General features: G+C 69.3%; 16 protein-coding genes and 1 pseudogene. 4 read left to right on the top strand and 13 right to left on the bottom strand.

The genetic code is table 11. The annotated features are described in order from the left end of the window. Positions 1–204: 204 nt before the first annotated feature. From ACFY1L_RS11395 to ACFY1L_RS11385, 3 genes are all read right to left on the bottom strand, one after another. On the bottom strand, positions 205–987 hold the full coding sequence (locus tag ACFY1L_RS11395; protein WP_388821655.1) for a TIGR03936 family radical SAM-associated protein: 783 nt from the start codon (positions 985–987) through the stop codon (positions 205–207). Between the two features lie 48 nt (positions 988–1,035). Next, entirely contained in the window at positions 1,036–2,145 is a 1,110-nt protein-coding gene (locus ACFY1L_RS11390) for a hypothetical protein (RefSeq protein ID WP_388821652.1), read from the bottom strand. Positions 2,146–2,213: 68 nt separating this feature from the next. Further along, positions 2,214–4,292 (bottom strand): restriction endonuclease, encoded by a 2,079-nt coding sequence (locus tag ACFY1L_RS11385; protein ID WP_388821650.1) that lies wholly within the window; start codon positions 4,290–4,292, stop codon positions 2,214–2,216. 215 nt (positions 4,293–4,507) lie between these two features. Between ACFY1L_RS11385 and ACFY1L_RS11380 the strand changes: the two genes are divergently transcribed. After that, positions 4,508–5,203: a DUF899 domain-containing protein gene (locus ACFY1L_RS11380; protein ID WP_388821648.1), complete on the top strand. Its 696-nt coding sequence runs from the start codon at positions 4,508–4,510 to the stop codon at positions 5,201–5,203. Here the strand turns inward: ACFY1L_RS11380 and ACFY1L_RS11375 are convergent. The 3 genes and pseudogenes from ACFY1L_RS11375 to ACFY1L_RS11365 form a co-directional block, all read right to left on the bottom strand. After that, positions 5,176–5,604 carry an arsenate reductase ArsC gene (locus tag ACFY1L_RS11375; RefSeq protein ID WP_388821646.1) on the bottom strand — a complete coding sequence of 143 codons (429 nt, stop codon included), beginning with the start codon at positions 5,602–5,604 and terminating at the stop codon, positions 5,176–5,178. The two genes, ACFY1L_RS11380 and ACFY1L_RS11375, sit on opposite strands and share 28 nt — an antisense overlap. A gap of 25 nt (positions 5,605–5,629) precedes the next feature. Then, positions 5,630–6,372 (bottom strand): annotated as a pseudogene (locus tag ACFY1L_RS11370) (aquaporin). Beyond that, positions 6,369–6,749: an ArsR/SmtB family transcription factor gene (locus ACFY1L_RS11365; protein WP_388821643.1), complete on the bottom strand. Its 381-nt coding sequence runs from the start codon at positions 6,747–6,749 to the stop codon at positions 6,369–6,371. The pseudogene ACFY1L_RS11370 and the gene ACFY1L_RS11365 overlap by 4 nt, the downstream one beginning before the upstream one ends. Before the next feature lie 105 nt (positions 6,750–6,854). On the opposite strand from ACFY1L_RS11365, the gene arsM reads away from it, so the two are divergent. Continuing rightward, positions 6,855–7,757, top strand: a complete 903-nt coding sequence (arsM, locus tag ACFY1L_RS11360; protein ID WP_388821640.1) for an arsenite methyltransferase — start codon at positions 6,855–6,857, stop codon at positions 7,755–7,757. Positions 7,758–8,075: 318 nt separating this feature from the next. On the opposite strand, the gene ACFY1L_RS11355 is transcribed toward arsM, so the two are convergent. After that, positions 8,076–8,684, bottom strand: a complete 609-nt coding sequence (locus tag ACFY1L_RS11355; protein WP_388821637.1) for a TetR/AcrR family transcriptional regulator — start codon at positions 8,682–8,684, stop codon at positions 8,076–8,078. 128 nt (positions 8,685–8,812) lie between these two features. Between ACFY1L_RS11355 and ACFY1L_RS11350 the strand changes: the two genes are divergently transcribed. Both ACFY1L_RS11350 and ACFY1L_RS11345 read left to right on the top strand, forming a co-directional pair. Next, on the top strand, positions 8,813–9,574 hold the full coding sequence (locus ACFY1L_RS11350; protein WP_388821634.1) for an SDR family NAD(P)-dependent oxidoreductase: 762 nt from the start codon (positions 8,813–8,815) through the stop codon (positions 9,572–9,574). 55 nt (positions 9,575–9,629) lie between these two features. Then, positions 9,630–10,319, top strand: a complete 690-nt coding sequence (locus tag ACFY1L_RS11345; RefSeq protein WP_388821631.1) for a type 1 glutamine amidotransferase domain-containing protein — start codon at positions 9,630–9,632, stop codon at positions 10,317–10,319. 124 nt (positions 10,320–10,443) lie between these two features. On the opposite strand, the gene ACFY1L_RS11340 is transcribed toward ACFY1L_RS11345, so the two are convergent. From ACFY1L_RS11340 to mreC, 6 genes are all read right to left on the bottom strand, one after another. Then, on the bottom strand, positions 10,444–12,417 hold the full coding sequence (locus ACFY1L_RS11340; protein ID WP_388821628.1) for a TIGR03960 family B12-binding radical SAM protein: 1,974 nt from the start codon (positions 12,415–12,417) through the stop codon (positions 10,444–10,446). 100 nt (positions 12,418–12,517) lie between these two features. Continuing rightward, a complete protein-coding gene (locus tag ACFY1L_RS11335; RefSeq protein WP_388821625.1) occupies positions 12,518–14,023 on the bottom strand; it encodes a CHAD domain-containing protein in 1,506 nt (501 codons plus the stop codon). Positions 14,024–14,127: 104 nt separating this feature from the next. Beyond that, positions 14,128–15,327 (bottom strand): rod shape-determining protein RodA, encoded by a 1,200-nt coding sequence (rodA, locus tag ACFY1L_RS11330; RefSeq protein WP_388821622.1) that lies wholly within the window; start codon positions 15,325–15,327, stop codon positions 14,128–14,130. After that, the gene (gene mrdA, locus ACFY1L_RS11325) at positions 15,324–17,588 is read right to left on the bottom strand and encodes a penicillin-binding protein 2 (protein WP_388821619.1); all 2,265 of its coding nucleotides are present in this window, start codon (positions 17,586–17,588) and stop codon (positions 15,324–15,326) included. Before mrdA ends, rodA begins: the two co-directional genes overlap by 4 nt. Before the next feature lie 117 nt (positions 17,589–17,705). Beyond that, positions 17,706–18,386 carry a rod shape-determining protein MreD gene (gene mreD / locus ACFY1L_RS11320; protein ID WP_388821616.1) on the bottom strand — a complete coding sequence of 227 codons (681 nt, stop codon included), beginning with the start codon at positions 18,384–18,386 and terminating at the stop codon, positions 17,706–17,708. A 14-nt stretch (positions 18,387–18,400) separates the two neighbouring features. Then, the gene (mreC, locus tag ACFY1L_RS11315; protein ID WP_388821613.1) at positions 18,401–19,348 is read right to left on the bottom strand and encodes a rod shape-determining protein MreC; all 948 of its coding nucleotides are present in this window, start codon (positions 19,346–19,348) and stop codon (positions 18,401–18,403) included. Positions 19,349–19,470 lie beyond the last annotated feature (122 nt).

The following is a 19,470-nucleotide window of genomic DNA, read 5'->3' as shown; positions in this document are numbered from 1 at the left end:
CGTCCGCGGCTCGCGCGGTGCGCGGTGCCGCCGTCCGGGGCGCGGGCGCCGCACGGGAGCTTTCTGTGTCCTGTCTCGCCGGTTCCGTACGCCATGTTGTACGTACGGCCTGGCGAAAGTCTTCTGGTCGGTGCGCTGCCCGACCCAGGTGGCTCCCGAGTACGAGGGCGGCGCTACGACGTCCGTCCTTTCGCGGGACCTTCCTTACGCCGGCGCCTTCGCGGCGGCAGCGGAACCGGCCGTGGATAGGGCCGTCGCTGCCTCGCGGTCGGGCGCGAGCGGGTCGGTCACCGTGCCGGTCTCTTCATCGAACAGCCCCTGCGCCAGCCTGGTCACCGCTGCGGGGACCGGCGGCGCCAGGTCGGCCACGGCGCGGAGACCGGACAGGACGTCGTCGGGTCGTACGGCAGGCGTCACGTGCCGAACAACCAGCCGCAGTATCGCACAGGGCTGGTCGGTCGGCCTATCAGCCGGTTCACTATGCGTTTCAAGATCTACATGCGTTTGGAGATCCACGACCGCGGAGCGGGCGTCGAAGGTCCGGACGCCGTTCTTGGTCATGCGCTGGACCTCGACGGTCTCGGCGGAGTTGAAGGCCGCCACGGCCCGCTCCGTCTCCTCCGGGTCCGCACCGTCCAGCCGCAACTCCCATACGGAAGCGGTGAGCCGGTCGGCGAGCCCCGAGGTCCGCGCCTCGACCGCGTCGACGACGTCGAGCCCGGCGGGCAGCGACTCGTCGAGCAGCGCCCTCAGCTTCTCCGGATCCCGCGCCTCGGTGAGGGCGATCTCCAGGTACTCCGCCTCACTGCCCGTGCCGGTGGGTGCGGCATTGGCGTACGACACCTTCGGATGCGGCGTGAACCCCGCCGAGTACGCCATCGGCACCTCGGCACGGCGCAGCGCACGCTCGAAGGCGCGCTGGAAGTCACGGTGGCTGGTGAACCGGAGGCGGCCGCGCTTGGTGTAGCGCAGTCGGATGCGCTGCACCGCGGGTGCGGGCGGCGGGCCTTCGGGCTGTCGCTTGCCCAGTGTCGTTCAGTCCTTCGTGAGAGCGGTCGTACTGCTACCTAGAGTACGTGTCTCACGGCCCACAGGTTCCCGCCGGTTCGGCTCCGCCACCTTGCGGGGCTCCCCGAACAGCATCCGCCGGAAGTCGGCCCGGGCCTGCCGTACGGACTCCGCGGCGGCGGCCAGCGCCTCCCGCGTGGCCCGCCCGACGCTGCGCGCGACCGCGGCAGCGGGCCGCAGCAGGACGTCCCGGACGACATGTCCGACCGGCGTGAGCACCGTCCGGTAGACCCATCGCACGGGCTCTACGAAGATCCACCGGAAGAGGGTCGCGAGAGCCCGCCCCACCGCGAGCGAGATCCGCCCGGCCACCCGCCAGGCGTGCCCAAGTGCCTGCCCGACCTCCCGCCCGACGACGGCGAGAACGCGTCCGACCGGCACGAGCACCCATCGCCACAGGGCCAGCGCGGGCAGGACGAGCAGGATCCGGGTGATCCAGTACAGGGCCGCTCCGACACCGGTGGCGATCATGCTCACGCCCCACACGAGGCCCTTCGCACACCAGGCGATCGCGTGTCCGACCGGTGTGAGGATCCACTCGTACACCCACAGCGCGGGTACGACGAGGAGGTACCGCACCAGCCACGCCACTGCGGTGTACACACCGGCCCCGAGCAGGGCGAGCACCGCCCCGATCCCCTTGAGCAGCCACATCACGGCATGCCCGACGGGCGTCAGCACGCGCGCGTACACCCACGCAAGACCGGCTCCGATCCCCCGCGCGACCCAGACGAGCGCGTGCCCGACCGGGGTCAGCACCTGCCGGTACAGCCACATCAGAGGTACGACGACGAGTACGTTCCCGAGCCAGGCGAGCCCCTTGGCGAGGGGTACGACGACGTACCGCCACAGTCCCACGAACGGCCAGACGAAGACTGCGCGCCCGGCCCAGGCCAGCGCCCGCCCCACCGGACTGAGCACGGTGTCCCGCAGGAACCGTCCGCAGACGACGAGCGCGTCCCACACCATCCGCACCGGCACGACCAGCACGAGCACGACGATCCGCACGGGAAGCCGGATCGCCACCACGAGGCAGCCCTCGGGTTCCTGACGCTGCGGCGGCTTTTCCAAATCCATACCGTCGAAGACGCCGCAGCGCCCCCCACGGATGCATCCGTCCGCAGAAACGTCGGCCCACCGGAGCCCTACTGCACGTCGATCCCGTATTCCTGGACCAGCTGCTCCAGCCCGCCCGGGTAGCCCTTGCCCCCGAGCACGAACTCCCAGTCTCCACTGCCTCTGCGCCGGAACGAACCGAGCACCAGGGCCGTCTCCCGGGGGCGCCCGTCGGAGACCTCGAGGCGGCCGAGTTCCGTCATCGCGGGGTCGAGCAACCGGATGCGGGCGTCCGTGAACCCGCTCAGATCGGCCTCCGGATTGATCTCCGGGTCCACGGCGGCCACCAGGACGAACCGGTCGGCGCTCGCCGGCAACGCGTCGAAGGAGACCCGAATCGCCGCCTTGTCCGGCGGAGTGGCCGGCAGCGCACACACCGAACCGTCCGGAGTCCGGGGGTTGTTGAAGAAGACGAAGTGGTCGTCGCTGAGGACCCGGTTGCCGGAGCAGACGAGCGCACACACATCCAGCGCGACGTTGCCGGACCAGGACATCCCGAGCACGTTGTGGTCGTCGGGCGGGGTCGTGGCGACGGGCGGCGTCGGCTGCGCCGGTGTCGCCCGTCCGCCGTCGCCCAGGCGTCCGCGCAGTCCGTGCCGGTGCAGCAGGTCGACGAGTTCGCTGCCCGAGATGAGTTCCAGGGGCTTTCCGTTGGCGAAGGTGTGCGAGCCGGGGCCGAAGCCCGCCGTCGTCACCAGGACGCCCTTGTTGGCGCCTGCGTCCTGGACAGTGCCGTACAGATCACGGACGGCCGTCGGCGGCACGGTGTTGCGATAGCGCTTCACCTGGACGACGATCTTGCCGCCGCGGATCGGGGTGGGATCCACGGCGTCGACGTCCACGCCGCCGTCGTTCGAGCGCTGGGTCGTCACGGCCTGCATGCCCATGGCCCGGAAGAGGTCGGCGACCAGCGACTCGAAGGCGATCGGGTCCATCTCGTACAGATCGGGCTCCTCCTCGCCCTGCCCGGGCCCTGAGCCGCCGCCGTGCGTGACGACGCGGTTCCCGACGTCCTGCGGCTTGCGGCTCGGCCGTACGGGGCCGAGTTGGTCGGGCCGGGAGGCGAGTTGCCCGCGCAGCCCGTCGGTCAGGCAGCTGACCGCGTCCACCTGCTCCAGGTGCAGCTCGGAGAAGACGGACCGGGGTGCCATGACGGTCGCCAGGAAGATGTGGGCCTGCCGCCCGGTCGCCGGATCGTGGTCGTCCACGAACCCGTTCAACGCCACGGACTCCAGCGCACCGAACTCGTCGGCCGCGAAGAGGTCGTGCAGGACGAGCAGCATGGCCTGCGCGAGAACCTCCCGGTACAGCGCCCGCCGCTGGCCCACGGGACGCGGGGTCTCCTTCTCCTGGTCGAGCGTGGGCATGTACCGCACCGACTTCGTCTCGGGTACGACGCCGTACGAGGGCAGCTGCCAGTCGAGCACCAGCTGCCGCGCCGCCGCGTCGTAGGCCGCCGCGACCTGCCGGGGGAAGTCCTGCGGCCACGCCGTCGACGCGTGGAGGGCGGCCGAGAAGTACTCGACGACCGAGTCGGGGTCCCTTCCCCGCACCCCTTCGGTCACCTCGGCGATGCCAGCATTGTGCCGCCGCACCTCCGACAGCTGCGCCGCGGCCCACTGCTCGTACTCACGCCGGTATGCCGCCAACTGCTGCTCACGCTGCGCCTCCGCGGCCTGCGCCGCATACCAGTCGTGCTCGAAGCGGGCCCGCGCCTCGGCCTCCGCCTGCGCCCGCCGGTTCGCGGTCCATCCGCCCTGGGCCTGGTACTGGTTCGGATCCGGCATCGGGACGGGAGAGGCCAGCGCCCCCGGCGAGAAGGGCTGCACCTCCTCGGAACGCATCAGCGAGGCCGCCCGGAACGCCGGCGCCCGGCACCCAGCGGCGAGCAGCCCCTGCAGCGCCGCGACCTGGGCCTCCAGTTCCTCGGTACGCCGCCTGGCCTCGGCCTGCCGGAACTCCCGCTGCCCCCGGGCGACCTGCCGCTGATAGGCGTTCGCCTGCCGCTCCTGCTCCCGCTGCCGCCTGGCCTCGGCTTCCCACTGCCGTTGCCGCTGCCGTTCCATCTCGGCCCAGACACCGACAAAACCACTAGAGCGACGACTCATGTGCTGCAAGCCCTCCCCAGGACGCCGGCATCGCCGACCGAACTCTGGTTGTCCCCACAACCAGCTGTGACGAGACGACTGTATCCAGCAACGGCCACCTCGCCCATGGAAAGGAACTCGGCTGTGCACTTCCGGAGTTGACCGATGAGTTCCGCAGCCCTTTGGAGTCTGCCTCTGCACAAGCGAAAGCTGCGCACGAGAACTGTGAGGGGACCATGACCACCCACGCACTACCACCCGTCGTCGACGCCACAACCTGGGAGCACCGGCTCGAGGCACTGCGTGCCCGGGAGAAGGCCGCGACGCGGGAGCTCGACGCCATCGCCGCCGAGCGTCGTCGCCTGCCGATGGTCGAGATGCCCGACTACACCCTCGAGGGCGAGGACGGCCCCGTTCAGCTGGCGGACGTCTTCGAAGGCAAGAGGCAACTGATCGTCTACAACCACATGTGGTTCGCCGGCAAGGAATGGCAGTGCCCCGGCTGCACGGGGTTCACCTCGCAGTACACCCGCCTGGAGTTCCTGGACAACTACGACGCGCGGTTCGTCGTCGTCACCCAGGGTCCGATCAAAGAGGCACTCGCCTACAGGCAGCGGGTCGGCAACCGGATGCCGTGGTACTCGACCGCGAACAGCTCATTCGGGGCCGACGTCGGCGCACCGCCCGACGGAGGATTCGCGGTCAACGTGTTCCTGCGCGACGGCGACACCGTCTACCGCACCTGGCACACCAACGGTCGGGGCACCGAACAGCTCAGCCACTCCTTCGCCCTGATCGATGTCCTGCCGTACGGCCGCCAGGAGGAGTGGCAGGACTCACCCGAGGGCTGGCCCCAGTCACCCACGTACAGCCGGTGGGCGAGGTCCGAGGACATCGCGGCGCTCTACGGCCCGGGGTCCGGCGACGGCTGAAACTCGCCCACCAGAGCGCGCACGCGCCGTTCGATCTCGTCCCGGATCGGGCGCACCGCGTCCACCCCCTGCCCCGCAGGGTCGTCGAGCTGCCAGTCGAGGTACCGCTTGCCCGGGAAGACCGGGCAAGCGTCGCCGCACCCCATGGTGATCACGACGTCCGACGCCTGCACGGCATCAACCGTGAGCACCTTCGGCGTCTCGGCGGAGATGTCGATGCCGGCTTCCTTCATCGCCGCCACCACGGCCGGGTTGACCGCATCGGCCGGGGCGGAGCCGGCCGAGCGGACCTCGAGACGGTCTCCGGCAAGGTGGGTGAGGAAGGCCGCAGCCATCTGGGAGCGGCCCGCGTTGTGGACACAGACGAACAGCACGGAGGGGCGGGCACCGGGAACAGTCATGACATGTCTTCCTGGGGAGAGGGGATCAGGGAGCGGCAGGAGCAACGGATTCGGCGACGCCGTGCGGGACGGGCACGCCGGTCCCAGCGGGAACGGGGCGCCCGAACACCGCCGCCACAAGGCCCAAACCGACGACGGCACCGACCAGTTGGGCCACGACGAACGGGGCGACGGAAGCCGGCGCTATCCCGGCGAACGTGTCCGTGAAGGCCCGCCCGACGGTCACGGCCGGGTTGGCGAAGGACGTCGACGAGGTGAACCAGTACGCGGCCCCGATGTAGGACGCCACCGCGACCGGAGCCAGATGGGCACGCCCCGCCCGGTTCAGACCGAAGATCAGCAGCACCAGACCGGCGGTCGCGACGATCTCGCCCAGCCACAGGTGGCCGGCGAAGCGGTCATGCGTGGACCACTTGACCAGCGGTTCGGCGAACATCGCGTCGGCCAGGACCGCCCCGCCGACCGCCCCGACGATCTGTGCGGGGACATACGCCGCCACGTCCCGGCCGGCCGGCCCCTCGCCGCTCGCCCGCCCCGAAACCCAGGCCGCGAGGGTGACCACCGGATTGAAGTGGGCACCGGAGACCGGCCCGAGAAGCACGATCAGCACGCCCAGCCCGAAGACAGTGGCCAGCGAGTTGGCCAGCAGCTGCACCCCACGTCCCGCGACAGCTCGGTGGCCTGGATGCCGGAGCCGACCACCACCGTCACGAGCGCGGCCGTGCCGACCCCTTCGGCCAGCGCACGCCGGGCCAGAGAGGCGCTCACGCAGGCACCCCGGCCGGCTCGGCGGCGGTCAGGAACGCGGCCAACCGGTCCAGGACCCCGGGCAGTACCCAGTAGTAGACCCAGGTCCCGCGCCGCTCACAGTCGATGAGCCCCGCCTGCCGCAACAGCTTGAGGTGGTGCGAGATCGTCGGCTGGGACAGATCGAAGGCGGGCGTCAGCTCACACACGCACACCTCGCCGCCCTGCCCGCGCGAAGCGATCATCGACATCAGCCGCAGCCGGACCGGATCGCCCAGGGCCTTGAAGATCTTCGCCAGGTCGGCCGCCCGGTCTTCGTCCAGCGGGGCGGTCGCGAGACCGGGGCAGCAGCCCTCGTCGGCGTCCTGGCCGAGGATCTTCAGCTCTTGTTTCGACATGCCTCTATGTTGACGTTTTTCGATCCAAGGCGCAAGGTTGCATCAATGAACGTCAATACAAGCCGTTCCGGGGCGCCGCCATGCCCCATCACCCAGGAGTGCGCCATGTCCGAGCAGTCCACCGATCTACGCGAAACGGTCCGCCGACGCTACGCGGCGGCAGCCGTGAAGGTCGCCGAGGGCGGCACCGCCTGTTGCGGGCCGGAGCCCATCGAGGTCGACGAGAACTTCGGCTCCACGCTCTACGCGGCCGACGAGCGCGACGCCCTGCCCGCCGAGGCCCTCGCCGCCTCCCTCGGCTGCGGCAACCCCACCGCCGTGGCCGATCTCCACGAGGGCGAGAAGGTCCTGGACCTCGGCTCCGGCGGCGGCATCGACGTCCTGCTCTCCGCCCGCCGCGTCGGCCCCACCGGCAAGGCCTACGGCCTCGACATGACCGACGAGATGCTCCAACTCGCCCTGGCCAACGCACAGAAGGCCAAGGCGACCAACGTCGAGTTCCTCAAGGGCACCATCGAGGCGATCCCGCTCCCGGCGAACACCGTCGACGTCGTGATCTCGAACTGCGTGATCAACCTGTCCACCGACAAGCCCGCCGTCTTCACCGAAACCTTCCGCGTCCTCAGGCCCGGAGGCCGCCTCGGCGTCTCCGACGTGGTCGCCGACGACGCCCTGACCACGGCGCAGCGCGCGGAACGCGGTGACTACGTGGGCTGCATCGCCGGCGCGCTCTCCTTCACGGAGTACCGCCAGGGCCTCGAAGCGGCCGGATTCACCGACATCGAGATCACACCCACACACCCGGTGGCCGACGGCATGCACTCGGCCATCGTCCGCGCGATCAAGCCCGCATCTGCCACCTCCACCGCGCAGACATCCGCAACGGCCGAGGCCGCCGACGAGTGCTGCGGCGTCACCTCATGCTGCACACCGACCGAGCAGTCCACCGACCCGGCCCTCACCGCGACCGAGGCCAAGTCGGCATCCGGCTGCGGATGCCAGAGCTGACCGGACACGACTTCGCTCGCTTCGGCCATGAGGTCGTCGACGGCAGCTGCGGACCGGTGAGGGACGCCACAAATGGCGCCGCCCAGTGGCGCGCGAACGAAGAGAGGGCTACCGTCGACGACAGGGAGAACGACCGGTCTTCCTACTTCTGATGGAACGGCCTCTCGGCCTTCCGGGCGGGACTGCCTACCGGCAGAGCACTGCTGGTAGGCCCCGCTGCGCGTCGAAGAGAGATCAAGAAGCTCCATGAAAGCAACCCGCGCCCCGGCCTGGCCGGGGCCTCGCACAGCGCCGCTGTTTCGCGCGGCTCCGACGGGGTCAGCCGCCCGATCGGATGAGCCGGACCGCGTTCAGCAAGGTCTTGTGGGCGGCCGTCGAGTCGTCCAGGTAGCCGGCGGCCATCGCGCCGTCGTACAGCATCAGCAGCGCACCGGCGGCGGACTCCGGGTCGGCATGCCCCAGCCGGGTGAGCAGGTCCTGGAAGAGGGCGCGGATCCAGTCCCGGTGGGACGTCACCAGGCCACGTACCGGATGGGTGGCGTCGGGGTACTCGGCGGCCGCGTTCAGGAACGGCGATCCGCGAAAGCCGCGCTCGCGGGCGTGCTCGGCGATCGCCTCGAAGATCAGGTCGATCGCATCCGCGGGCGGGTGCGCGGCGGCCAGTGGCTCGGCCACTCCCTTGTAGTAGGCGTCCTTGGTCAGCAAATAGGCCACGACCAGGTCGTCCTTGGAGGCGAAGTGCCGGTAGAAGGTCGCCTTCGTCACCCCGGCTTCGGCGATCAGCCGCTCCACGCCGATCGCGCGTACGCCCTCGTAATAGAACAACCGCGACGCGGCCCGGACCAGTCGTTCGCGGGGCGGTAGTTCTCCCTCGGTCCCGGTCTCCTGGCGCGTGGTGTCGGTGGCCTTCTGCCCAGTGCTGCTCACTCCCCCATTGTGCCTTCGGCCCGCCTTCGTGCGGCCTCCACCCCCGTACGGCCCCTGCCAAAGGGCCGTCCTCCTGCTGTCCCGTACGGCCCGCAACAGCGTGGCCGTTCATCGAAAGGCTTGAACCCATGGCTCGTCGTCTTGAAGGAACCGTCGCCCTGGTCACCGGGGCATCCAGCGGCATCGGCCACGCCACCGCCCTGGAGCTTGCCCGCGAGGGCGCCTCCGTGGCCCTGGTCGGCCGGCGCGAGGACCGGCTCACCGACCTTGCCGCGGAGATCTCCGACGCCGGTGGCAAGGCTCTGGTGGTGCCCGCCGACATCACCACCGCCGAGGCCGCCGCGGAAGCGGTCGAGCGGACCGTCGAGGGCCTGGGCCGTCTGGACACGCTGGTCAACAACGCCGGCCTCATGCTGCTCGGGCCCGCCCCCGGTGCGGACCTGAACGACTGGCGGCGCATGATCGACATCAACCTCATGGGCCTGATGTACACCGCCCACGCGGCCGTCCCCCACCTGGTCAAGGCCGCCGCCGAACAGCCGCGTCAGGTCGCGGACATCGTCAACATCGGCTCGCTCGCCGGCCGCAACGCCTACGCGATGTCCGCCGTGTACAGCGCCACCAAGTTCGGCGTCGGCGCCTTCAGTGAGGCGCTGCGGCAGGAACTGGCACGCCAGCACGTCCGCGTCTCCGTCATCGAGCCGGGCAGCGTCGACACCGAACTGCGCACGCACAACCCCGACGTCATCCAGCAGCACATCGTCGCCGCCCTGGGCGACATCGAGCGGCTGCAGAGCCAGGACATCGCAGACACCGTCGGCTACATCGTCACCCGCCCCCGGCACGTGGCCGTCGCCGAGCTGCTCGTACGCCCCACCGAGCAGGCCTGAACACCAGGTCCGTGGCCAACTCCGCGGCCAACTCCGTGGCAAGCAAGGAGTCGTGATGGAGAAGAAGCGGATCCTCGCCGTGGTCACCAACCAGGCGACCTACGGGACGAGCCCCCATCGGACCGGACTGTGGATCGGAGAACTGGTTCACTTCCACGCCGGGGTCCGTCAGGCCGGCTTCGAGGTCGACCTGGTCAGTCTGGAAGGGGGACCGGTGCCGCTGGACCCACGCAGCACCAGAATGGCAGACAAGGCGGTGCGCGACCACATGAACGATCCCGTGTTCATGTCGAGCCTGGACCGCACCGCCAAGGCGGCCGACGTCGACCCGGCCCGATATTCCGCGATCTTCTACACCGGCGGGCACGGCGTCATGTGGGACTTCCCTTCCAACTCCGCGCTCCAGCAGGCCGCATGTGAGATCTACGAGAACGGCGGCGTGGTCTCCTCGGTCTGCCATGACGCCTGCGGACTGCTGGACATCACGCTCTCCGACGGCTCCTCGCTTGTCGACGGCCGCACGGTCACCGGGTTCTCCACCGCGGAGGAGCGAGTCGCCATGGTGAAGAAGCGGGTGCCGTTCGTGCTGGAGGACGAACTCCGCAAGCGGGGCGCGCACTACGTCAGGAACACCATCCCGATGACCCCCTTCGCCACAGCCGACGGCAGACTCGTGACGGGACAGAACCCCTACTCCACCAAGGCCGTCACCGCCAAGATCATCGAGACACTGCACCACCTTTGATCGATCGAGGCAGCCGCGCACTTCCGCGCACGGCACCGAGCGATCAGGGCACCGGACACGACTGAGCCCCCTCCCGTCTCGGAGGGGGCTCATGGAGTGCGTCGCACCTCAGTGATCGCTCACCTCAGTGCGAGTGCCCGCCAGGACTGGGCGCGGCATTCTTGACCGTAAGAGGCAGCAGCTTCTTACCGGTCGGGCCCACCTGAATGTGGGTGTCCATCTGCGGACACACCCCGCAGTCGAAGCAGGGCGTCCACCGGCAGTCCTCGACCTCCGTCTCGTCGAGGGCGTCCTGCCAGTCCTCCCAGAGCCAGTCCTTGTCCAGGCCCGAGTCCAGGTGGTCCCAGGGCAGGACCTCCTCGTACGTCTTCTCGCGCGTCGTGTACCAGTCGACGTCCACGCCGAAGGCGGGCAGCACCTTGTCCGCGCAGCTCATCCAGCGGTCGTACGAGAAGTGCTCGCGCCAGCCGTCGAAGCGGCCGCCGTCCTCGTAGACGGCGCGGATCACGGCGCCGATGCGGCGGTCGCCGCGCGAGAGCAGGCCCTCGACGATGCCCGGCTTGCCGTCGTGGTAGCGGAAGCCGATCGAGCGGCCGTACTTCTTGTCGCCGCGGATCTTGTCCCGGAGCTTTTCGAGACGCGCGTCCGTCTCCTCCGCCGACAGCTGCGGCGCCCACTGGAAGGGGGTGTGGGGCTTGGGGACGAAGCCGCCGATCGAGACGGTGCAGCGGATGTCGTTGGAGCGCGAGACCTCGCGGCCCTTGGCGATCACGTTCATCGCCATGTCGGCGATCTGCAGGACGTCCTCGTCCGTCTCCGTCGGCAGGCCGCACATGAAGTACAGCTTCACCTGGCGCCAGCCGTTGCCGTACGCCGTCGCCACCGTCCGGATGAGGTCCTCCTCGGACACCATCTTGTTGATGACCTTGCGCATACGCTCCGAGCCGCCCTCGGGGGCGAACGTCAGGCCGGAGCGACGGCCGTTGCGCGTCAGCTCGTTGGCCAGGTCGACGTTGAACGCGTCGACACGCGTCGAGGGGAGGGACAGGCCGATCTTGTCTTCCTCGTACCTGTCCGCCAGGCCCTTCGCGATGTCGCCGATCTCGCTGTGGTCCGCCGAGGACAGGGACAGCAGGCCGACCTCCTCGAAGCCCGTCGCCTTCAGGCCCTTCTCCACCATCTCGCCGATGCCCGTGATGGAACGCTCACGGACCGGGCGGGTGATCATGCCCGCCTGACAGAAGCGGCAGCCGCGTGTGCAGCCCCGGAAGATCTCGACCGACATACGCTCGTGGACCGTCTCGGCCAGCGGCACCAGCGGCTGCTTGGGGTAGGGCCACTCGTCCAGGTCCATCACCGTGTGCTTGGACACGCGCCACGGGACACCGGACTTGTTCGGTACGACACGGGCGATACGGCCGTCCTGGAGGTACTCCACGTCGTAGAACGCCGGGATGTACACCGAGCCCGTCTTCGCGAGGCGGAAGAGGACCTCCTCGCGGCCGCCCGGCCGGCCCTCCGCCTTCCAGTCACGGATGATCTTGGTCATGTCCAGCACGGCCTGCTCGCCGTCGCCGATGATCGCCGCGTCGATGAAGTCCGCGATCGGCTCGGGGTTGAAGGCCGCGTGGCCGCCGGCCAGGACGATCGGGTCGTCCAGTCCGCGGTCCTTGGACTCCAGCGGGATGCCCGCCAGGTCCAGGGCGGTGAGCATGTTGGTGTAGCCCAGCTCGGTGGAGAAGGAGAGCCCGAACACGTCGAAGGCCTTCACCGGGCGGTGGCTGTCCACCGTGAACTGCGGGACGTCGTGCTCCCGCATCAGCGCCTCGAGGTCCGGCCACACGCTGTACGTGCGCTCGGCGAGGACGCCCTCCTGCTCGTTCAGCACCTCGTAGAGGATCATGACGCCCTGGTTGGGCAGACCGACCTCGTACGCGTCCGGGTACATCAGCGCCCAGCGGACATCGCAGGACTCCCACGGCTTGACCGTGGAGTTGAGCTCTCCGCCGACGTACTGGATCGGCTTCTGCACATGCGGGAGCAGAGCTTCGAGCTGCGGGAACACAGACTCGGCGGCCGCAGCAACTTCGGCAGACATCTCGCGAACCTTCGTGGGATGGGCTGAACTGACAGGGGTGACCATCTAGCCTAACGCGACTGCGAGGCCACCCCGACCGATCAGCGGCCCGGGCGACCGCTCAGACCTCCATCCCGCCCTCGGTCTGCGCCCATGCCGCGGGCAGCGCCGCCTCGGCGGCCGCCGCGCGCTGCTCCTCGCGCCCGTAGAGCACGCCGTACGTGAACGAGCTCTCCCCCGCCGCATGCGCCACGGCGGACAGCTCGCGCAGGGTCTGGCGGGTCATGACGCTGTCCTGGTGGTCGCCGAGCAGGCCCTGCAGGGACTTCATCGACTTGACCAGGGCCGTTGCGGAGCCGCCGAGCGCCGGAGCCGCCGCCTCCGCCGCATAGCGCGTGCGCTTGGCCTTCTTGCGCGCCTCGTGCAGGGCCAGGTCGCGGTCCTGCCCCGGCTCGAGCTCGATGGCCTGCTCCACCAGACCGGAGAGCTTTCCGAAGTCCTTGCGTACGACCTTGGTGATCACCTTCTCGGGCTTCCCGGCGGCCGCCTCCAGCAGCGGCGGATCCTCGACCAGCGCGTCCAGGGTGTCGAGCAGGGTCAGATACCGCTTGGAGTCCAGGACGCCGGTCAGCCGGCGTCGCGATCCGCCGCGCCGGGCGTTCATCCACGTGCGCAGCCGGGTGCGGACCGGGCCGGAGACCAGCGTCCGCGGCAGTTCACCGAGAGCCGCCGTCAGGCGCTCGGTCAGCACCTCCTGGTCCCGGTCCACGCCGAGTTCACCGGCCAGCCACTTCAGTTCCTCGCCGATCGGATCGGTGACGGTCCGGTCGAGGACCTTCCCGTACGAGCGGAACGCGCTGCGCATCCGGCGCGTGGCGACCCGCATGCGGTGCACGGAGTCGAACACGTCCTGCCGTACGGCCGGATCGAGTTCGACGATCGCGTCCCGCTGCTGGCGCACATATGCGAGGACGTGATCGCCGGCGGTCACCGGGTCCTTGGCCTGCTGCTGCTTCTTCCGCTTCTTCTTCGGCGCCGTCTCCGCGAGTGCCCGGGCCAGCTTCGACGCCGACTTGGACGGCCGTACGCCCGCCTTGCGCAGCCGCTTGTCGACCTTGTCGAGGAAGGCCGGGTCACCGCCGTCGGCGAGCTCGACCTCCATCTCGGTCCACTGGGCGGTGGTGCCGTCGCCGCCCAGCCGTTCGGCGTGCACGGCGTCCACGCTGACCTCGGCGAGCAGCCGCCCATCGGCGTCGACGAGGTCGCGGACATCGCGGTCGGAGCGCAGCCGCATCACCGGCAGCAGCTCGGCTTCGCGGACGCGGGAGCGGATCAGACCGGCGAGGGTGCGCGGGACGGTGTCGGAGAGCGGAGCCTGGATCTCGTCCCGGACGCCCGGGGCCACCGGGAACTTCAGGTGCCAGCCCGCGTCGGAGCCGCCGGTGCGGCGGCGCAGGGTGATCGCCGACGCGGCCAGTCGCTCGTCCGCGGTGTCGTAGTAGGTGGCGTCCAGGCCCGCGACACCCTTGTCGATGACGGCCGCGACACCGGCGACGCCGGTCAGGTCGGGCAGGCCACTGTCGTCGGACTCGTACTTCCGCTCGATCTCGCGCTTTGTGTCCGCCATGACCTGAATCTAGTGGGATTCCGCCCCGGATGGCAGAGGCCCCCGAAGGTGAATCCCGGGGAAACCCAGGAGGAACAGGCGGTTTCCCACACCGACATGCGTTCCTAGGCCGACATGGGTCTCTGCACCCTGATGGACTGCAGCAGCCCCACCGCCACCCACACCGCGAACATCGACGAGCCGCCGTACGACACGAACGGCAGTGGCAGGCCGGTGACCGGCATGATGCCGAGGGTCATACCGATGTTCTCGAAGGTCTGGAAGGCCAGCCAGGCGACGATCCCGGCGGCCACGATCGTCCCGTACAGCTCCGTCGAGTCGCGGGCGATGCGGCAGGCCCGCCACAGGACCACACCGAGCAGGAAGATGATCAGGCCCGCGCCGACGAAGCCCAACTCCTCGCCCGCCACCGTGAACACGAAGTCCGTCTGCTGCTCGGGCACGAACTGGCCGGTGGTCTGCGAGCCGTGGAAGAGCCCGGCGCCGGTCAGTCCGCCCGAACCGATCGCGATACGCGCCTGGTTGGTGTTGTAGCCGACGCCCGCCGGATCGAGGTCCGGGTTGGCGAAGGCCGCGAAGCGGTTGATCTGGTAGTCGTCCAGAATGTGCAGCTGCCACACGGCGATCGCGCCGATCGCGCCCGTCGCGATGAGCCCGAACACCCACCGGTTGGAGGCCCCGGAGGTCAGCAGCACGCCGAGGATGATGATCACCATGACCATCACCGAGCCCAGGTCCGGCATGAGCAGGACGATCAGGATCGGTACGGCGGCCAGGCCCAGGGCCTGCAGCACCGTGCGGTGGTCGGGGTACTTCTTGTCGCCCGCGTCGACCCGCGCCGCCAGCAGCATCGCCATGCCGAGGATGATCGTGATCTTCACGAACTCCGAGGGCTGGAGCGAGAAACCGCCGCCGAAGACGATCCAGGAGTGCGCACCGTTGACGGTCGAGCCGAGCGGGGTGAGCACCAGCAGGATCAGGAAGACCGAGGCGCCGTAGAGGATCGGGACGGCCGTGCGCAGCGTGCGGTGGCCGAGCCAGACGGTGCCGATCATCAGGGCGAGCCCGATGCCGGTGTTCATGAGGTGCCGGATGAGGAAGTAGTACGGGTCGCCCTGGTTGATCTCGGTGCGGTTGCGGGTCGCTGAGAAGACCAGGATCGAGCCGATCGCCGAGAGCGCGATCGCGGCCAGCAGTATCGGCCAGTCCAGGCGGCGGGCGAGCGAGTCACGGGCGAACACCCGTGTCCAGCGGGCGCGTTCGGGTCCGTACCCGGAGACGGAGAAGCTGTTGACACCGGTCATGTGAGCATCCTCCGGCTCCCCCCCTTGCGCGGCCGCCTGCGTGTGTTCCGGTTGGTCGCGGTGGGCGAGGCGGTGGTGGCGCCCGGCTGGTTCTCGTCCGGGGCGGTCGCGCCCTCCTCGGTGGCCTTCTTCAGGGCCTTGGTCAGGTCCTTGGCCGGGTCCTTGGAGATCTTCGGGGAGGCGATCGCGCCGTCCTTCTGAATCTTGGGCAGGCCCTTCTGCGGGGTGGGCAGCAGCGCCTTCTTCTTGTCGATCGAGCCGTCGGACTGGACGCCGTACAGGGCGCTGTAGATGTTGCGGACGGCCTCACCGGAGGCACCGGAACCGGTACCGGCCTGGGAGATCGTCATGACGACCGTGTAGTCCTTGGAGTACGTGGCCAGCCAGGAAGTCGTCTGCTTGCCATAGACCTCCGCGGTACCGGTCTTGGCGTGCAGCGTGATCTTGTCCTGCGGCCAGCCCTGGAACTTCCACGCGGCCGTACCGCTGGTGATGACGCCCGCGAGCGCCTTGTCGATGCCCTTGTGCGTGGCCTGGCTGATCGGGAGCTTGGCCTTGACCTGGGGCTTGATCTCCTTGACGGTCTTGCCGTCGGCGCTGACGATCGCCTTGCCGATGGTCGGGACGTACTCGGTGCCGCCGTTGGCGAGGGCCCCGTAGATCATGGCCTCCTGGATCGGGGTGAGGAGGGTGTCACCCTGGCCGATGGAGTAGTTGATCTCGTCGCCCTCGCGCATCTTGTTGCCCTCGAGGCAGTTCTCGTAGGCGATCTTCTCGACGTAACTGCCGTTCTTCTTGCCGGTCTTGCACCAGGAGGCCTTGTTGGCCTTCCAGTACGACTCTTTCCACTGGCGGTCGGGGACGCGGCCGGTGACCTCGTTGGGCAGGTCGACGCCGGTCTCCTTGCCGAGGCCGAACTGGTGGGCCGTCTTGAAGAAGTAGTCCTTGGGCTCACCCTTCTTCGGGTTGATGCCGCCGTCCTTCTTCCACTCCCTGTCGGCGAGGCCGTAGAAGACGGTGTCGCAGGAGACCTCGAGCGCCCGGCCGAGCGAGATGGGGCCGAAGCTCTCGCCCTCGAAGTTCTTGAAGACCTGGCCGCCCACCGAGTACGAGCTGGTGCACGGGTAGCCGCCGTCCCACTCGTAGCCGGCCTGGACCGCGGCGGCGGTGGAGATCACCTTGAAGGTCGAACCGGGTGCGGACTGACCCTGTATGGCCCTGTTGAGCAGCGGGTAGTCGGAGTTCTTGCCGGTGAGCTGCTTGTAGTCCTTGGCGGAGATGCCGCCGACCCACACGTTCGGGTCGTATGTCGGCGCGGATGCCATGGAGACGATGCGGCCGGTCTTGGCCTCCATCACGACGACGGCACCGGAGTCGGCCTTGTAGTTCTCGCCGGTGATCTTGTCGAACTGCTTGCGGGCGGCCTTCATCGCCTCGTCCAGCTGGTACTCGGCGACCCGCTGGACGCGGGAGTCGATGCTGGTGACGAGGTTCGAACCCGGCTCGGCGGCATCGGCCTTGGCCTTGCCGATCACGCGCCCGAGGTTGTCCACCTCGTAGCGGGTGACGCCGGCCTTGCCGCGCAGCTGCTTGTCGTACTCGCGCTCCAGGCCGTTGCGCCCGACCTGGTCCGAGCGCAGGTAGGGCGAGTCGCTGTCCTTGGCCTGCTGGATCTCGCTGTCGGTGACGGGCGAGAGGTAGCCGAGGACCTGGGCGGTGTTGGCCTTGCCGGGCGCGGGGTAGCGGCGCACGGCCTGGGGCTCGGCGGTGATGCCGGGGAAGTCCTCGGCGCGCTCGCGGATCTGCAGGGCCTGCTTGGGGGTGGCCTCGTCGGTGATGGGGATCGGCTGGTACGGCGAGCCGTTCCAGCACGGCTGCGGGGTCTTGGCGTCGCACAGCCGGACCCGCTGCATGACCTCCTTGGGCTTCATGCCGAGGACCGCGGCCAGCTTGGTGAGGACCGCCTTGCCGTCGTCCTTCATCTTCAGCAGGTCGGTGCGGGAGGCGGAGACCACCAGCCGCGTCTCGTTGTCGGCGAGCGGCACGCCGCGCGCGTCCAGGATCGAGCCGCGGACGGCGGGGTCGACGACCTGCTGGACGTGGTTGCCGGACGCCTCCTTCGCGTACGCGTTGCCCTCGCGGATCTGCAGATACCACAGGCGGCCGCCGAGGGTGCCGAGCAGGGAGAGGACGAGGATCTGGATGACGACGAGTCGGATCTGGACGCGTGGCGTCCGACCGGTCTCGGGAATGTTGGTCATGTGTGGCTGCCTCCCCCTCTCAGTGCGCGGATGAGTGTGCGCGTACGCATGATGAACGACTGACCTGTGAGGCGTCGTTCCGCGAAAGGTGCCCCGTTCGAGTGAACTCCCGCGCCATCACAGCCGCTTGACTCCCTTGATGCGTCCCACGCGCGCGGTGCGGGTCCGGGCCTTGGTCTTCAGGCCGCCGAGGCCGCCGCGCGAGCCGCCGATCTTCAGGCCCGTGCCGGCGGAGATCCAGCCGGAGGAGATGTCGGTGGCCTTCTTTGACGAGGAGGTGGTCTCGGCGAGCGGGTCGTTCTCCGCGCGTCGGGCCAGGAACATGATCCCGGGGACCACGAAGGGCGCAAGGAGCAGGTCGTACACGGCCGCCGAGAACAGCAGGCTGACCAGGCCGACATGGCGGGCGGCGGTGTCGCCGACGAGGGCGCCCACACCGGCGTACAGCAAAGTGGAGCCGACCGCGGCGGCGACCACGACGAGCATGGGGCCGGTGGCCGATTTGAGCCGGCCGTTCTCCGGTTTGACCAGCCCGGCGAGATAGCCGATGACGCACAGCACCAGGGCGTAGCGCCCGGCGGCGTGGTCGGCGGGCGGGGCGAGGTCGGCGAGCAGGCCCGCGCCGAAGCCGACGAGGGCGCCGCCGACATGGCCGTACACCAGGGCGAGGCCCAGCACGGTCAGCAGCAGCAAGTCGGGTACGGCGCCCGGGAGATGGAGGCGGGCGAGGACGCTCACCTGGAGCACCAGGGCTACGACGATCAGGGCCGAGGAGAGCAGGATCCGGTTGACACGCATGAGGGACTCAGCTCCTACTGCTGCTCTTGCTGCTGGCCGTCGACGGGCGCGGTCGCCGACGGGGTGACCGTGACGGTGACCGTCGGCGTCGGGGTCGGCTTGGGCTTCTTCGGGAGCACGGTGTCGCGCGGGTCCTTCTTCGGGGCCTCGACGACGACGCCGACGATGTCGAGCTTGGTGAAGCCGACGTACGGCTTGACGTAGATGGTGCGGGTCAGGCCGCCCTCGGAGGGCTCGACGCGGGAGACGACACCGACCGGGACGCCGGGCACGAAGGGCTTGTCGGCCTGCGAGCCGAAGGTGACGAGCCGGTCGCCCTTCTTCACGTCCGCCTTGCCGTTGAGGAGTTCGACGCGCAGCGGGCGGTCGCCCTGTCCGGAGGCGAAGCCGAGTTCGTCGCTGTCCTCCATGCGGGTGCCCACGGTGAAGTCGGGGTCGTTGGCGAGCAGGACGGTCGAGGTGTCGGGTCCGACGGTGGTGACCCGTCCGACCAGACCGTCGCCGTTCAGCACGGTCATGTCCCGCTTGATCCCGTCGTTGGCGCCGATGTCGATGGTGATCGTCCAGGAGAAGCCCTGGGCCGCCCCTATGGCGATGACCTGCGCGCCCTTGATGCCGTACTGGCCCTCGGCGGAGACCTTCAGCATCTTGTCGAGCTGTTTGAGGCGGCTGGAGTTGCGGTCGTCGCTGCCGAGCTTCGCCTTGAGGGCCGCGTTCTCCTTCTCCAGCCGGGCCAGCCGGTCGTGCCGGGTGCCCGAGTCACGGACCGCGGAGACCGCGTCGCCGACCGGGTTGACCGCGGACGACACCCCGTCCTCGATCGGGCCGAACACGGTGGCAGCGACCTGTCGGGCGCCGTCGACCGGTGAGTCCTCCCCGCCGCGGATGTCCACCGTGATCAACGCGAACGCGATGGCGATCAGCAGCACCAGGAGCAGCCGGCTCTCTCGTGTGTCCCTCACGTGCGGCGGCCGTGCCTTCCTCATAGGAATGTGCAGGTATGGGGGGTGAGCTTTATGGGCGAGCTTATGCCTCTATATCAACGATCCGCCGCACGAGAGGAGATCATCTCGCACGGCGGAAT

Source organism: Streptomyces sp. NPDC001663 (assembly GCF_042893105.1).
GTDB lineage: Bacteria > Actinomycetota > Actinomycetes > Streptomycetales > Streptomycetaceae > Streptomyces.
The sequence above is the reverse complement of the archived record's forward strand: the minus strand, read 5'-3'. Positions and strand labels throughout refer to the sequence as shown.

Coding starts and splice junctions, on each gene's coding strand:
- ACFY1L_RS11390 (WP_388821652.1), bottom strand. CDS start 2,145: ATGGATTTGGAAAAGCCGCCGCAGCGTCAGGAACCCGAGGGCTGCCTC.
- ACFY1L_RS11385 (WP_388821650.1), bottom strand. CDS start 4,292: ATGAGTCGTCGCTCTAGTGGTTTTGTCGGTGTCTGGGCCGAGATGGAA.
- ACFY1L_RS11380 (WP_388821648.1), top strand. CDS start 4,508: ATGACCACCCACGCACTACCACCCGTCGTCGACGCCACAACCTGGGAG.
- ACFY1L_RS11375 (WP_388821646.1), bottom strand. CDS start 5,604: ATGACTGTTCCCGGTGCCCGCCCCTCCGTGCTGTTCGTCTGTGTCCAC.
- ACFY1L_RS11365 (WP_388821643.1), bottom strand. CDS start 6,749: ATGTCGAAACAAGAGCTGAAGATCCTCGGCCAGGACGCCGACGAGGGC.
- arsM (WP_388821640.1), top strand. CDS start 6,855: ATGTCCGAGCAGTCCACCGATCTACGCGAAACGGTCCGCCGACGCTAC.
- ACFY1L_RS11350 (WP_388821634.1), top strand. CDS start 8,813: ATGGCTCGTCGTCTTGAAGGAACCGTCGCCCTGGTCACCGGGGCATCC.
- ACFY1L_RS11345 (WP_388821631.1), top strand. CDS start 9,630: ATGGAGAAGAAGCGGATCCTCGCCGTGGTCACCAACCAGGCGACCTAC.
- ACFY1L_RS11340 (WP_388821628.1), bottom strand. CDS start 12,417: ATGTCTGCCGAAGTTGCTGCGGCCGCCGAGTCTGTGTTCCCGCAGCTC.
- ACFY1L_RS11335 (WP_388821625.1), bottom strand. CDS start 14,023: ATGGCGGACACAAAGCGCGAGATCGAGCGGAAGTACGAGTCCGACGAC.
- rodA (WP_388821622.1), bottom strand. CDS start 15,327: ATGACCGGTGTCAACAGCTTCTCCGTCTCCGGGTACGGACCCGAACGC.
- mrdA (WP_388821619.1), bottom strand. CDS start 17,588: ATGACCAACATTCCCGAGACCGGTCGGACGCCACGCGTCCAGATCCGA.
- mreD (WP_388821616.1), bottom strand. CDS start 18,386: ATGCGTGTCAACCGGATCCTGCTCTCCTCGGCCCTGATCGTCGTAGCC.